The organism is Deltaproteobacteria bacterium (assembly GCA_018668695.1).
Taxonomy (GTDB): domain Bacteria; phylum Myxococcota; class XYA12-FULL-58-9; order XYA12-FULL-58-9; family JABJBS01; genus JABJBS01.
In genome coordinates, this window is sequence record JABJBS010000140.1 from 1 (window position 1) to 14742 (window position 14742).

Consider the following 14742-nt stretch of genomic DNA (forward strand, 5'->3'; position numbering starts at 1 on the left):
CGAGCAGGGACGAAAGTCGGGCTTAGTGATCCGGTGGTTCCGCATGGAAGGGCCATCGCTCAACGGATAAAAGCTACCCCGGGGATAACAGGCTTATCTCCCCCAAGAGTCCACATCGACGGGGAGGTTTGGCACCTCGATGTCGGCTCGTCACATCCTGGGGCTGAAGTTGGTCCCAAGGGTTTGGCTGTTCGCCAATTAAAGTGGCACGCGAGCTGGGTTCAGAACGTCGTGAGACAGTTCGGTCCCTATCTGCTGTGGGCGTAGGAAACTTGAGGAAAGCTGTCCTTAGTACGAGAGGACCGGGATGGACGCACCGCTGGTGTTCCGGTTGTTCACCAAGAGCATTGCCGGGTAGCTAAGTGCGGAACAGATAACCGCTGAAAGCATCTAAGCGGGAAGCTTCTTCCAAGACTAGGTTTCCCTAGAATTTATTCTCAGAAGGTTCGTTCTAGACTAGGACGTTGATAGGTCGGAAGTGGAAGCTGGTAACACGTGAAGCTAACCGATACTAATTAACCGAGAGGCTTAACATCGTCTGATTGGTTGTTCGAAGCCAAATCTGACGTGTGCTTGAACAAGAATAACACTCATTGACTGGGTACAAATCGTCTACATATTCAAATTTCCGGTGGCCATAGCGGTGAGGAACCACCCGATCCCTTCTCGAACTCGGAAGTTAAGATCACCAGCGCCAATGGTACTGCAAGGGAAACTTTGTGGGAGAGTAGGACGCTGCCGGATTATTTTTAAAAGGCTCAACCCTTAGGTTGAGCCTTTTTTTTTGCTAAAGATTCCAAATGTTTCTCGTCTTATTGTGTCTAACCTATTGAGTTCAAGTCCTAATTCGCTATCATTTAATCTAGGGTGTCCGCATTGGGCAGGCCTTAACTCGGGGATGTTTATGAAGGCATTGGTAATCGACGATTCCAAGGCGATGAGAAGAATTATTCAGACGACTCTGAAGGGGCTTGGTTTTGACGTTGAGCAGGCAGAGCACGGCGGGCGTGGGCTCGAAATGCTAAATGCTACAAACGGTGGTTTCGACTTGGTTATGGTTGACTGGAATATGCCTGAAGTGAATGGATTTGAATTCGTTCAGAGAGTTCGAGAGAATTCTGCTTTTGATGATATCAAGTTAATCATGTGTACGACTGAGACAGAATTCGATCAAATGCTCAAAGCATTAGATGCAGGGGCGAACGAGTATCTGATGAAGCCGTTTACTAAAGAGGCCTTATTAGACAAGCTTGGACTTGTAGGTTTGGTCGAAACGGATATGAAGGCCTAACTGAGGCCTAAAAAAGTAAAAGTCCCAGAACAACTCCGAGTATAACCCCGGCGATTGCTATCACTGGTAATGGTATACTATCGTTTATTCGTTTTTCAGTAAATCCTGTGATCGTTCTCCAAGTTGCTTCGGTTTCGACTGGGGCGCGATTGAAATTTTCTCCACTGGTAGTCTGCGGCGCAACCGGCGAATGTCCGTTTTGTACCAGCCAGTCATTCGAAATCTCCATTAAATGCTGACCGTAATAGTCCCGTGCCGGAACTAGCCCAAGAAGTGTTGACGATTTTTGAAGTGTGTCTACGTCGGGTTCGGTTTGCATACGGATGACAGTGCTTCGAGGTTGGCCCGTATCGGTTACCTGATCGGTCACTGGGATAATGCCCGTCCGAATTCCTTGTTCAGGAGTGTATTCAACTATCAGACCAGCGAAAGAAAGTTCTTGTTTGATCAAAGATCCGTCTTTGGATTCCCACGTCAAGAGCTCGGTTCGTTGAGGACCCCGATGCCAGATGGTGCGAATACCCTGGGTATCAAATGTCTCATCACCTCGAAGCCTTCTAAAGCGAGTCGCAATGGTGTCTAAAACATTGTCCTCACTTTTCTCGGGTGTATCACTCATTGAATTCTAGCTTAGCTTTCGATCAAAGTTAACGATGCTTAATCAATACTCTATTTCGGGCAAAAGCGCAGAAATCTGGCATCATTTCGGATGGAGTCGAAAAATGGGTCGTCTTTAAGCCATGCTCGCACTTTTTCAGAGTTTCGCTGTGACGCGATCTCAAGATGTTTGATTGCCTCGTCGAAATTTTCCCAGGTCGAGTGAAGTGCTGCCAGGTGATATTGGCTTGTGAAGTCAGTTGGATCGAGTTCTAACGCGCTCGTTAGACTGTTTTTTGCTTCTGCATAAAATCCTTGGGCAATAAATGCGATGCCAAGATCGACCCAAGCTTCTATATGTTTGGGGTTTGCCTTCAGTAATTGTTTAAGATGGGCGATTGCTTGAGGATATCTTTCAAGATCGATTAAACAACAGGCCAATTCGTGCTTGATGAGCTCGTCTTCCGGCGCTTGCATGTGTGCAATTTCGAATTCGTTAAGTGCTTCTTCTAATTTTCCGCGTTCAGCGAGGGCCAACGCTAAATTTAGGTGCGCATCGGGAAAATCAAACTGACGTTCCAGGGCATTTCTGTATTCGATGATACAAAGATCATGTGCTCGAGCTGCTAAAAAGCTTGCGAGATAATGATGGGTGCTAGGACTTTCAGGGTCACATTCCACGGCTGCGATAAATTGCTTCAGCGCCCCAATGAGATCACCCTTTTCTGAGAGTATGGTTCCTAAATTATCATGGGCGTGTGGCGATCCTGGATCGTATTCCAAGGCCTTGTTGAATTCCTTGATGGCTTCATCAAGCCAGCCACGATCTGCTAATTCAATACCCCTAGCGTTGTGGTGGTCAGATTGGCTGGAGTCGCTGGGTTTTCGGGTCATGCCTATATTGTCATTTGATCAGGCCGTCTTAGTCAAACAAGCAATCACTTAATTTTATTTAGATAAACTATTGTTATTTCAGCCAATTACGGGCCTCGCTTGAACGCCGTGGGGGTGAAGCGCGCCGATTCTTGGCGTGGCGGCAGGTTGTGAGGTATTTGCTAGTAGCAATGACTTGGCTTTTAGTTTGGGATCTTTAAGATGAAGGTTCGAAATCCTTAAGTGATCGGAATAATGTCGTGGCGATTTTGCGTGCACATGTGAAGTTGGATCATCCTCAACCCAGGCATATTGGAAGGGCAGTGGATGCTCTTCGTTCTGGAGGACTTGCAGTTTATCCGACAGATACGACCTACGGTCTTGGCTGTGACCTTTACGCTAAAAGAAGTGTTGATCGAATTTATCAGCTTAAAGGAATGGATAAGAAAAAGCCGATGTCTTTTCTTTGCAGCGATTTATCTGAGGTCGCTCGATACGCTGTTATTGAAAACCGTAACTATCGAATTTTAAGACATCACTTGCCTGGTAAATATACGTTCATTTTGCCAGCAAGCCGTGAAGTTCCAAAAATCGTACAAAGTAAACGCCGAACGGTTGGGGTTCGAATTCCAGACAGCCCCGTTTGTTTGGCACTTGTTCGAGAACTGGGACATCCGCTCATCACAACGACGGCTGCTCGCGAAGTTGATGGAACGATGTCATACACAAATGATCCCGACGATGTGATGTCTGCATTCTCAAGATCGGTCGACGTATTTTTAGATGCGGGTGGCCTTTATGGTGAACCATCAACCGTTGTGGACTTAACTGGAGACTCACCTGTCGTTCTTCGACAAGGATCAGGGGACACAAGCTGGATAGAATAAGTCGGATCAATAAGTACTTGTAGAAATTCCGCAAAAAACTTGACTCATGATCGTGGACAGCTATGCTGGGCCTATCGTCGTGGTACGTTTGGGATGCGCGTCCTGGACTGCATAAAGAGCGACGTCGGAGGGTTTTAGTGAATTCTACGAGTTCGGTGCAGTGCTCTACGTGTAGCACTGCGTTTACGCCTCGGTTTAACTTCCAGGTTAAAGATACTGGTACTGAAAAGTTGTACTTCTGCAATCAAATTTGCCGAAGTAAGGGTCTTCAAGGCGCTCAGGTGAAATGTGATCATTGCACCTCATCATTTCAGCCCAATATGGCCTGGCAGATGCATCAGACCCGTACGGGTACCTATCATTTTTGCAAAGAAACGTGTCGGGAGGCTTTTTTAAAGCCGGCTGCACCGGCTCCCGCGGAAACCGCGAAGCCAGCAAGAGTGATCGCCGTTCTGAATCAGAAGGGTGGTACGGGAAAGACAACCACGGCATTGAATGTAGCAGCAGGCTTGGCCCAAAAAGGTCATTCCACTTTGCTGATTGATTTAGATCCACAGGGTAATGTTGGCGTCTCTTTAGGCATCAACAGTCCACGCTCTGTGTATCACTTACTTTTTCAGAATTTGAGCTTAGAGGTAGCAACCGTTCCGGTACGAGATAACCTCGATATCGTAACGTCTGATACCAGTTTGGCTGCGGCCGAAATTGAACTGGCTCGAATTAAGGAAAGCGATAGAGCTTATTTGCTCTCTCGTGTGCTGGGAGAAATCACAGACTACGAATACGTCGTCTTTGATTGTGCACCGGCACTTTCTCTTCTGAACTACAATGCTTTGATTTACGCTGGCGAGGTTTTGATCCCCGTTAGCTGCGATTACCTAGCATTGGTGGGCGTAAAGCAAGTGATGCACACGCTTCGTAGAATTACGGAGCAAACTGGAAAGCCGATGAGGCTGACGGGTGTGGTGCCAACCTTCTTTGATGTTCGAAAACGCGTTTGCGTAGATGCTTTGAATCATCTTCGTGAAACGTTTGGTAGTCGAGCATTGCCTCCGGTACGTGTGAATACACGTCTAGCTGAGGCACCAAGTGTAAAGAAAACGATTTTCGAACATGCTCCGGATTCTAACGGGGCAACAGATTATTTGCGAGTCGTAGAATGGATCCGCAGCGCCGAAGGTGCTGCATCAATGACGAGGGCAGCCTGATGAATGATGACGAAAAAAAGACAATTACGTCCGTACTCACCAACACCCGTTTGGAAGAAGAAGAGCGGATGATGATGAAATCTCAAAATAAGACGGTTAACCCCGTCGTAACTGAGAACCCACTTGATGGTGAGCAGTTATTGATTGAGAATCTATTTGGTGGTGGTGGTAAAAAGCGCACCGTTGTTCCAACAATGCCTGCGGTTACGGCGGCTCCGGTTGCTCGTAAATTACCGGAATCATCGATGCCGGTTGCACGGCCACCTAAAGCTTCCCCGAAGCCTTCTCATTATAAGATTGTTTCGATTTCTCTCTACAACGAGGACATCGAACGCTTGGAGAATATGGTTCGGGAGCTTAAGCGACGTGGCCACTATAAAGCCAATAAAAGCCAGCTCATTCGTCATGCCCTGGCTAAATTGGATTTAAACTTGGTTCCTAACGACCTTTAAGCATTTCGGCTAACGTCGAATGCTTTCTGTAGGTCAGCTCTTAGGTCGGTAACGTCTTCGATACCGACTGAGAGCCGAATCAATCCGTCATCGATACCAAGCTCCTTACGAATATCAGCAGGAACTGACGCGTGAGTCATAATCGCAGGGTGCTCAGCCAGCGATTCTACGCCGCCCAGTGATTCTGCGAGCGCGAAAATTTCAAGCGCCTTTAAGAATGAGTTTGCCCGGGGCAGTCCGCCTTTGAGAACAAAAGAAATCATTCCGCCAAAACCAGTCATCTGACGTGCCGCCAACTCATGTTGCGGGTGGGAAGCAAGTCCTGGATAGTAAACCTTTTCCACGTCACTAAGTGATTCAAGCCATGCCGCAATTTCACGGCCGGATGCATCATGTTGCCGCATGCGAAGTGGCAATGTTTTGGTTCCTCGCAGTACAAGCCATGCGTCCCATGGACCGCAGACAGCACCGATTGAGTTTTGCAAAAAGAATAGTTTTTCAGCAATTTCGTCATCGTTGGTGCATGCAACGCCGCCCACAACATCAGAGTGGCCGTTTAGGAATTTTGTTGTCGAGTGAACAACGACGTCGGCGCCCATTTCCAGAGGTCTTTGGAAGATTGGTGTGGCGAAGGTGTTGTCGGTAAACACTTTGATGCCATGCTTTTTCGCGGTCTTGCAGATAGCCTCTAAATCAACCACTTTCATCATGGGATTCGTCGGTGTTTCAGTCCAAATCGCACGGGTATTTGGTCGAATCGCCTCTTCAAGCGCACCAGGCTTGGTGAGGTCGACGAATGAAAAATCAATCGACCGATGAGCAAGGACCTTATCGAATAATCTAAAGGTACCGCCGTAAACATCATCACCAGAGATGACATGTGCTCCTTCTTCTAGGAGATGCATGACGGTCGTCGTTGCGGCGCAACCACTTGCAAAGCAAACGCCATGCTTGGCGCCTTCGAGTGCTGCAAGATTACCTTCAAGTGCATGGCGGGTCGGGTTTTGTGTACGAGAATACTCGTAACCAGTGTGTACGCCTGGAGCACTTTGAACGTAGGTGGATGTTTGATAAACCGGAGTCATAATAGCACCGGTTGTGGGATCAGGTTTTTGGCCAGCATGAATGGCTAAGGTATCTATCTTCATGGTCGGTCTCATACAAAAGGCGAAGTGGAGAATCAATCATGAGAAACTTATCAGGCGCATTGATGATCGTGCTTCTCGCAGGCTGCGGAAGCAATGGGACAAGCGAGAATATCGAACCATGTACGGTAAAAGACGGTGAGGGCCCGTTTACAACGGTAGATCTACTGATTAACACGCCGCTTCCCGAAGTTTTTACAGAGAGTTGCGGCGCAGCGAATTTAGAAGAGCTGGAAGTTTTTCTTACGATTCCAGGAGAAGAAAGCTGTTTCCTTACCGTCAATGACGGTCTGATCAATGGGTGTTGTGTTGGTGTGGAAACGAATCAAAATGTTTACGCTGCGTTGATTTACCGAGTGCCGCCTGGATTTTCGCTGGGTGAGCAAGCAAAACTCATTGAGCTACCGACCACGGCGGAGTCGGTCGTTAATCTTAGTTTTGAAGGCTCTGATTTTGACGGCTCGATTTACGACGGCGACAACGACGGTGAGCATAATATCGACGAATATTGTGCGGGTACTTTAAACTGAATCTTTCGGTCGTATGTCTTTAAACGCACCGACGAGGTGTAGGGCAAGTAGCCATCCGGCGGTGCCTCCAAGGCTTAAGCAGATGCCGAGAGGCGTTGAGCCAAGCATCCATTCACCCAGACCAAAAAGAATCGAGAATAAGCTTATGGCTGCAAGGCCCCAGCTTAGGATCTGCTTGCCAAGATTCTCAGCCGCCGGATCTTCAGGGCGGCGAACGGGGCCCCAAAACCCCGAAGGGCGTATGACTTCATAAAACTTACGAAGTTGCTCAGGAGTCGAGGGCTTGGTCAAAAGCATGGTAATCAACACAGCTGCAGTAGAAACCACGACTACCATTAAGAGTTTCTCTTGGTATTCCAGTGCATAGTCTTTCATCGGCCCATAGAGCACCAACGATAAAATAGCCGCACTGCTAAGTCCGGCAATCTCAGCCTCAGCATTGATTCGCCACCAAAACCATCTGGCGATACTCACGAGACCAATCCCGGAGCCCATCACGGTAATGAATTTCCAGGCAGCTTCAATGGTGTGAATCTGCGTTGTAACAGCCAGAGCAAAGAGCACCATAATGAGGACTGCCCAGCGACTGGTTTTAACCAACTCGGCCTCAGTTGCATCTGGCTTGATAAAGCGCTGATAAACATCTTTGACCATATAAGATGCGCCCCAGGTAATGTGGGTATCAATGGTGGACATAAATGCGGCCACCATACCTGTAACCATGATTCCAAGTGCTCCAGCGGGTAGGAGCTGAGCCATCAGAACGGGGTAGGCCATCTCCCTATCAGCTTGGACAGTAGCCAGGTGTTCGTGGCTTCCTGTCAGCAGGGCACTGTCCAACGGGAAAACCACCAGAGCAACCAAGCCTACTAGAATCCAAGGCCATGGGCGAAGTGCGTAGTGAGCTACAACAAACCAACTGGTACCACGAAGAGCGTGATTCTCATCTTTGGCCGCGCTCATACGCTGGATTAATATGCCGCCACCATCTGAAAATTTCTGCGCCCACCACTGCACTAAAACGTAAACCAGGAACATCTCAAGCGGTAACCATGCAGATTCAGTATCCGGGAAAAAGCTGAGTATTCCGGAGGCTTGTTCTGCGCCGTAAGTTGTTTGCAGGCTGCTTACCAGTTGTCCAAGACCGCCTACATGTTCAACAGCGAAGTAGGCCAATAAAATTGAGCCAACCATGGCCAGTAAAAATTGAATAACGTCCGTGAGAATGACCGATGGTAAACCGCCAAGGGCTGCGTAGGTGGTTGCGATAATAACGCCGAGAATGATGGAGATGGCCTCAGACGGGCTTTGGACCGCGATCCAAGAAGGCCATGCTTCCAGGAGTGGACCGTAAATCTCTGGCCCAAGCCACATATCCCAAGGAAAGAGAACACTGACTATTTTCCCCATAGCCCGAATCACCCATCCCATAATGATACAGTTGATAGGAACAGCAAAAAAGAATGCCCGCAGAACTCTTAGAATCGTTGCAGCTCTGCCGCTGTAGCGCAGCTCAATAAATTCAGCGTCGGTAATGATATGAGCGCGTCGCCACAGGCGAGCGAATACAAAAGCGGCAAGAATATGACTGAACGCCAGACTCCACCAAAACCAGTTTCCTGCGATGCCATTTTTAGCCACGATACCTGTGACCGCAAGTGGGGTGTCCGCAGCAAAAGTGGTAGCGACCATGCTGGTACCGACCAGCCAACCTGACATCTTCCGGCCTGCGACGAAATACGACTCGAGACTTTCACCGGCTTTCGTGCGCATGTAGAAGCCCAGTCCCAAACTGAGAACGAGGTAAAGCGCAACGATAGACCAATCGATATAACTCAGTGCAGACATACTTGCCCGACTCCTTTTCGCAGGTGTCTTGGCCTTAAAACTGGAATTTCGGCAATACGCAAACTTCCCGGGGATTGTTTGGTGACCGTCTAGGGCTCGGCCCTGGTACTGGGGAGCAGCATCGTCTATTTAGCAGGTAAGTCGATTATTTGATGGGGTTGCATGGTTGTACCAGCGTCTTAGAATAACCGAGTTGTAGCCACCTTTCGCCTGGGACGTGTACTTTGTTTTTACCCATTGGGGATGAGCCCAATCCCAAGCAAACACCCGTGGTGAATTACGTCCTCATTGGCTTGAATACACTCATCTTTTTGTTCATTAGCCTACCGCTGATGCGGCAATTGCCCTCAGTCACAGACCCTTTGTTCTCTGAGTATATCCGGGTTCTTTCAGGAGAGACTGGTGTGGCTCAGAACATTCTGGCAACGTCGACCTCGGCTTACGATTTGATGACCTATCGCTTCGGTTTTAAACCCGCTGATCCGAGTATTATGACGATTTTTTCGTCTATGTTTCTGCACGCGGGTTGGGCCCATCTTTTAGGGAATATGCTCTTTTTGTGGATTTTTGGTGATAACCTTGAGGCACGTCTTGGACCAGCTAAGTACTTGTTGGTCTATTTAGGCACGGGGGTGGCTGCAACCATTTTCTTCGCAGTCTTTCAGCCAGATTCTTATATTCCCCTGGTAGGTGCATCTGGTGCCATTTCCGGGGTTCTGGGCTGCTATTTTCTTTGGTTCCCAAAAAACCAGGTGAAGGTTTTCATTTGGGTTCTTTTCTTCGTTCGCATCATTAACCTACCGGCGCGGGTGGTGTTGGGTTTCTACCTTATTGTAGAAAACTTTTTCCCGTTTATATTGGGCACAGGCTCCGGCGGTGTTGCTCATGGGGCCCATATCGGCGGCTTTGTCGCGGGACTCATGGTGGTCATGGGATTAAAGCATTGGGGTAAAGATTCAAGCTTGAATCACTCGGGGCCCACATGGAGCTCGCCCAACCAGGGCGATACGATTCGGACTCTTCCAGACCTGATTGCAGGTGGCGATTGGGATGAAGCTCTCCAAGCTTTCGTGAAAATGACCCCCACTCAGCGGCACTTACTCGATGACTGGGATTTGGTACAACTCGCGGATGGTCTTACTGAGACACGGCGCTTCGATGCTGCTTTGGCAGTCTTACAACGTTTTCTGGCCACCCGTCCTCACAGCGATATCTTGGGGATTGTTCATTTGCGGGCAGGAATGGTGCAAGTGGACGGTCTGAACCGAGAATCAGCCGGTTACCAGCATTTGCAGGCAGTTTTAGACTACAACGTCCCCGCCGAAGTTGAAGCCAAAGCCCGCGAAATGATTGAAGCTATTGATAACCGCCGTCGCATGTCCATTCATTAGATAGTTGGCGAATCACTCAAGCATCTATTACGATAATAAGGTGTACAAACTGCGCCATATTTTATTCTTTTTGCTTCTCGCCCCTTTGGCATTTGGTGCCTCGTGTACGAAAGAGAAGAAAAAGATTCCTCGGTTAAAGTGCGGGAAAGCTTCGACCGACAGAGCAGGGCGGGAATTGCCCCCTTGCGGCACGGACCGCATAGGAACTTATCGACCACGTTTTGGTGAGCAGATTACCTCGGTTTCTTTCTCACCCAATGGCCGAATTATTGCCGCGGGTGGAAAAGACCGTTTGGCTCGCTTTTGGGATCTGATGACGGGGCGCGAAGTCTTGACGCTTGGACCTCATGAAGGCGCTGTACACGCCGTTGATTTCTCCAACGACGGTCGGCGCTTCGTCACTGCAAGTACCACCGTAAAATTGTGGGATCCGCGAAACGGTTCTTTGGTTAAAGAACTCAAGGGGCATGACGGCTCGATATTAACGATTGAGTTTTCTCATAACGGTGACTTGCTCGTTTCCTCAAGTTGGGATGGAACGGCGATAATCTGGGATGCGATTACCGGACGAAAATTAAAAAAGCTAAAGGGCCATAAAGGACCTCTGGCCGGTGCGGTTTTTTCACCCGATGGAAAGTTTGTGGCCACGGCCGGTGTGGATAAAACGGTTCGTCTTTGGTCAACCAAAAGGGGTCGACAGAAAAGAATCTCACGAGGTTACTCAGGCCCAATCAGTTCCATCGCCTATTCTCCTGATGGAAAAAGTGTAGCCGTTGGAATGAAAAATGGTTCAGCACGGGTTTGGGATTTAACCACGGGCAAAAAGCGACCTCGCTTAAAAGGTGATCAGGGGATGATCACCGCTATGTTTTTTACGACCAACTCCAGGACCTTGGCCACGGCAAGTCGCAAAGACATCATTCATTTTTGGGATATGGAAGATTCCGCACTCTATCACACCGAGAAAAAGAAGCTTGGTGGAATTAACGCTCTGGCCTTATCTACTGATGGGCGAACGCTCGCCATCGGTCTTGCTGATGATACCGTCCGCATTGTCGACTCTATGGGCTTTGAGGAATCTCTACGCTTAACCGGTTATCAAAACCCGATACGCGCTATGCAGATTGCACCGAATAATCAATTCATCGCCAGTGGTTCTGAGAACAAGGTTATTATCGCGGCCAACAAACGAGCCGGTGCTTACTATGAAGTTGATGCTCACGATGGAGACGTCACGGCGTTGGCATTCGAGCCTCAAGGTGCGGAAATCGTCAGTGCAGGCCGAGACAATTGGGTGAGATTTTGGGCCATGAAAGATAGCTCACTGACTCGTGAATGGCCGGGTCCTGACCATCCACTGGAGGATATGGATTTTTCTTTTGACGGTCTGTTTCTCGCGGGCGGCTGTATGGACGGCAACATCTACATCTGGGATGTCGCCAAGGAAGAGATTGTGTCTACCTTGGCGGGGCATGAAGAGATTGTTGTATCAGTGCGATTCTCGCCCGACGGTACCCGGCTTGCCAGTGCAAGCTATGATGGCACTGCTCGCGTTTGGAATGTGGAAGAGGCGAAAGAAGAGTTTGTGATCGAGGGGCACCAGTTTGCAGTGACCGCTATCGATTGGTCCAGCGACGGTGATATGTTGGTCACGGGCAGTTTGGATTCAACCGTACGTGTGTGGGAGTCAGATACAGGCGCTGAGATGTACCGGCTCGTGGGGCACCCAGATGCCGTCTATACGGTCAACTTCGCACCAGATGGTAGGACCATCGCGAGCGGAAGCTGGGGTGAAATCCGACTTTGGGATGTTGAACATGCCCAAGAAATCCTTCGATTAGCGGGGCATGAATGGCCCGTGTTCAAGGTGCAATTCGGTGCAAAGTCGGCTATGCTGGCAAGTGGAAGTGCGGACAGTACCGTTATCATTTGGAACGTAGAGCGCCCGAAAGAGAAGTAATATCCAGGCGCTATTTGATGGGTTAAGAAAAGAGTCATTATGAAAACGCTCTATATCATGAGACATGGAAACGCAGAGCCAACGGCAGACGGTGGTGATTTTCATCGGCGGTTAACGGCCACGGGAGCCCGGGACGTACTTAAGGTTGGAAGCGCATTAAATGCGATAGGCGGCGCTGATATCATCGTGCATAGCCCGTTGGTGCGTACCACCATGACCGCAGGACTGGTTGCAGAACAAATGAAACCCGTGCCCGAGGTGGTGATGAGCGAGGCCTTACGAAGCGGCGCAAGTGCAGATGAAATGATTCGAGAGCTTGAGGTGTACTTGAGTTTTGAAAAAGTTTTGTTTGTGGGGCACATGCCCGACGTTGCGGAATTCAGTTGTAAACTTGGTTCTCGAGACTTGTTGGTAACCACCATTTTTAGCCCTGGTTCAGTGGTTGCGTGTTCTTTCGAAGGCAAGGTGGGCGCCGGCGACGCGAAAATTCTCTGGTCGCATCAGCCAGCAACGATTCAAGACGTCGTACGCTTCTAATCAATCCAAAATCTGAATTTTATTTGAGTAGATAACAGGTATCGATTCCTGCCCGAAAAGGGCACGTGGAACCGGAACGAGAATCTCTACTCGATAGGTACCGGGTGCCGGCTGGGGATAGCGGAATGTTGCCCGATGACTCAGGGCAATCAAGTCACCGTTACGGTAAAGCGCAATCGAAATATTATCAGCCGCAAGCTCTGGAGCCTTAACGAGTAGGGCCTCAACCGTGGAATGAGATGCACTTTGACCTGTTAGCAGAGGCGTCTGTGCCGGGCGTATTCCTGAAAAACTAAAGCCTCCGCCGTGCTCAATAATAGATGAAGCACAATGAAATTTCCCAGTAGCAATGGCATGAATCGCAATCAGTTCACGCTCGCGGGGATCTTGAGGCCAGGGTGCGTCGAGTTCTATCGTCCACATATTGAGCTCTTCTTGAAGGTTGAGACGCCCATGACTGTCGTTTGCACAAATACCCACCACGGCAGGGTCTGCAAAATCGTCCCACCGAGACAACGCTTTGGCGTCTCGTTTAAAAAGCATCGCTTTGGCTAAAGCGGGGTTGGCCACAAAGATTCCAAGCATTTTTAAAGTGTGCAGCGGGTCATTTTGAAGTTGGTCGGCAATGTTATGAATTTCTACTCCGCCCACTGACTCCCACGAACCCTGCCACGGGTTTCGTCGGCGGGTGGGGTGAGCAATGATTGCTTTACCGCCTCGGCTTTCAATTTCCTTGAGCACGAGCCAGTCATTACGCAGTGGTTTAGGCAGTGGGCTTGTCAGACCGAAGCCAACCACGTGACCAAAGGGCGTAGAGAGTTCGGGATAATTTAGAACGACGAGCTCAGAATGACTTTCTAAATTGGCCATCGTGTTGTGGTCGGTGACAACCATAAAGCCAAGGTTCAGCGCTTGGGCGGCCAGGTAGCTTTCATCGGCCGTTGCATAACCATCATGGCTGGCAAGAGTGTGTTGGTGATAAACCCCACGGACGGGTGCTTGGGTGTTTGAAGCAATAGACTGATAAGGCCGAAGATGGATGGAACCCATAAGGGCAACCACAGATAGGGTCACAAGAGATAAAAGAAAAAGCTTCGTACGCATGTTTCTCTGTTCAGCTTATTGGGCGTTGGAGTTGGCTGAGTTTACCATGGATGGCTCAGCATCCGAAAACTGCATTTGATAAAGCCGAGAATATTCACCCTGGTTTTGAAGAAGTTGTTCGTGGGTACCCAATTCCACAATATGACCCGCTTTTAAAACAGCTATCTTATGAGCACGGCGAATGGTTGAGAGCCGGTGAGCAATCACAAAAGAAGTGCGGCCTTCCATGAGTTTTTCAAGAGCAGTCTGGACGTGACGTTCACTTTCAACATCGAGTGCGCTGGTTGCTTCATCCAAGATAAGGATCGGTGCATTCTTTAGCAGTGCCCGCGCAATGGAAATACGCTGTTTTTGCCCGCCGCTTAATGTAATGCCGCGTTCACCCACAATGGTCTCATAGCCATTTTCGAGCTCGTTAATAAACTCGTGTGCGCATGCTGCTTGCGCGGCCTGCTCGATGTCTTGCTTTAAAGCATTGGGATTTCCATAGGCGATGTTTTGAGCCAGCGTGGTATTGAAGAGAAACGTTTCTTGGCTCACCACGCTGACTTGGTGTCGCAGAGAACTCAGCGTGACATCTGAGATGTCGGTCCCGTCGATTTTGATGGTACCGGTGGATGCATCCATAAAGCGAATAATCAGGTTTACCAAAGTGGTTTTACCCGCTCCACTTGCGCCAACCAGAGCAATGATTTCTCCTTGATTGGCTTGGAGCGAGACATCGCTGAGAACCGTTTTATCGCCGTAAGAAAAACCAATGTTTTTCAGGGTTATGTTACGCTGAAATGCAGGTAGAATCGTTGCTCCTGATTTTTCGACCACATCATTCTCTCGCTCGGCTATCTCCAGGAGCCGCTCCGTTGCAGCCTCACCGGTGGCCAAAAAGTCGGCGACGCGTCCAAGGCGTTTGAGTGGGTCA

At 49.1% G+C, this 14742-nt stretch carries 14 protein-coding genes and 2 rRNA genes; 10 read left to right on the top strand and 6 right to left on the bottom strand.

The features are described from left to right. The 3 genes from HOK28_07620 to HOK28_07630 all read left to right on the top strand — a co-directional run. Positions 1 to 536 (top strand): 23S ribosomal RNA (locus tag HOK28_07620); the annotation flags it as partial. A 91-nt stretch (positions 537 to 627) separates the two neighbouring features. Continuing rightward, a 5S ribosomal RNA gene (gene rrf / locus HOK28_07625) occupies positions 628 to 744 on the top strand. A 160-nt stretch (positions 745 to 904) separates the two neighbouring features. Continuing rightward, complete coding sequence (locus tag HOK28_07630; protein MBT6432942.1) at positions 905 to 1291, top strand: response regulator; 387 nt, start codon at positions 905 to 907, stop codon at positions 1289 to 1291. A gap of 7 nt (positions 1292 to 1298) precedes the next feature. On the opposite strand, the gene HOK28_07635 is transcribed toward HOK28_07630, so the two are convergent. Further along, a complete protein-coding gene (locus tag HOK28_07635; protein MBT6432943.1) occupies positions 1299 to 1910 on the bottom strand; it encodes a hypothetical protein in 612 nt (203 codons plus the stop codon). 50 nt (positions 1911 to 1960) lie between these two features. Next, positions 1961 to 2782, bottom strand: coding sequence for a tetratricopeptide repeat protein (locus HOK28_07640; GenBank protein MBT6432944.1), 822 nt, complete (start codon positions 2780 to 2782; stop codon positions 1961 to 1963). A gap of 248 nt (positions 2783 to 3030) precedes the next feature. Between HOK28_07640 and HOK28_07645 the strand changes: the two genes are divergently transcribed. The 3 genes from HOK28_07645 to HOK28_07655 all read left to right on the top strand — a co-directional run bounded on the left by HOK28_07645 (position 3031) and on the right by HOK28_07655 (position 5308). After that, positions 3031 to 3648: a threonylcarbamoyl-AMP synthase gene (locus tag HOK28_07645; GenBank protein ID MBT6432945.1), complete on the top strand. Its 618-nt coding sequence runs from the start codon at positions 3031 to 3033 to the stop codon at positions 3646 to 3648. Positions 3649 to 3980: 332 nt separating this feature from the next. After that, positions 3981 to 4856, top strand: coding sequence for a ParA family protein (locus HOK28_07650; GenBank protein MBT6432946.1), 876 nt, complete (start codon positions 3981 to 3983; stop codon positions 4854 to 4856). Further along, positions 4856 to 5308, top strand: coding sequence for a hypothetical protein (locus HOK28_07655; GenBank protein ID MBT6432947.1), 453 nt, complete (start codon positions 4856 to 4858; stop codon positions 5306 to 5308). The genes HOK28_07650 and HOK28_07655 overlap by 1 nt, the downstream gene beginning before the upstream one ends. Here HOK28_07655 and HOK28_07660 read toward each other — a convergent pair. Beyond that, a complete protein-coding gene (locus HOK28_07660) occupies positions 5305 to 6456 on the bottom strand; it encodes a PLP-dependent transferase (GenBank protein ID MBT6432948.1) in 1152 nt (383 codons plus the stop codon). The two genes, HOK28_07655 and HOK28_07660, sit on opposite strands and share 4 nt — an antisense overlap. Positions 6457 to 6494: 38 nt before the next feature. Between HOK28_07660 and HOK28_07665 the strand changes: the two genes are divergently transcribed. Then, on the top strand, positions 6495 to 6983 hold the full coding sequence (locus HOK28_07665) for a hypothetical protein (GenBank protein ID MBT6432949.1): 489 nt from the start codon (positions 6495 to 6497) through the stop codon (positions 6981 to 6983). Here the strand turns inward: HOK28_07665 and HOK28_07670 are convergent. Beyond that, a complete protein-coding gene (locus HOK28_07670) occupies positions 6975 to 8831 on the bottom strand; it encodes a Na+:solute symporter (GenBank protein ID MBT6432950.1) in 1857 nt (618 codons plus the stop codon). The genes HOK28_07665 and HOK28_07670 overlap by 9 nt on opposite strands. Before the next feature lie 224 nt (positions 8832 to 9055). Here HOK28_07670 and HOK28_07675 point away from each other — a divergent pair, with 224 nt between their 5' ends. The 3 genes from HOK28_07675 to HOK28_07685 are packed head-to-tail and all read left to right on the top strand — an operon-like array spanning position 9056 to position 12719. Further along, complete coding sequence (locus tag HOK28_07675; GenBank protein ID MBT6432951.1) at positions 9056 to 10222, top strand: rhomboid family intramembrane serine protease; 1167 nt, start codon at positions 9056 to 9058, stop codon at positions 10220 to 10222. A gap of 40 nt (positions 10223 to 10262) precedes the next feature. Continuing rightward, a complete protein-coding gene (locus tag HOK28_07680; GenBank protein MBT6432952.1) occupies positions 10263 to 12182 on the top strand; it encodes a WD40 repeat domain-containing protein in 1920 nt (639 codons plus the stop codon). 39 nt (positions 12183 to 12221) lie between these two features. Further along, positions 12222 to 12719 (top strand): hypothetical protein, encoded by a 498-nt coding sequence (locus HOK28_07685; GenBank protein MBT6432953.1) that lies wholly within the window; start codon positions 12222 to 12224, stop codon positions 12717 to 12719. Here HOK28_07685 and HOK28_07690 read toward each other — a convergent pair whose 3' ends face one another. Together HOK28_07690 and HOK28_07695 are read right to left on the bottom strand one after the other, a co-directional pair. Next, entirely contained in the window at positions 12720 to 13823 is a 1104-nt protein-coding gene (locus tag HOK28_07690; protein MBT6432954.1) for a hypothetical protein, read from the bottom strand. It abuts the gene before it with no gap. Positions 13824 to 13838: 15 nt separating this feature from the next. Next, on the bottom strand, positions 13839 to 14742 hold a 904-nt coding region (locus tag HOK28_07695), incomplete at its 5' end, for an ATP-binding cassette domain-containing protein (GenBank protein MBT6432955.1).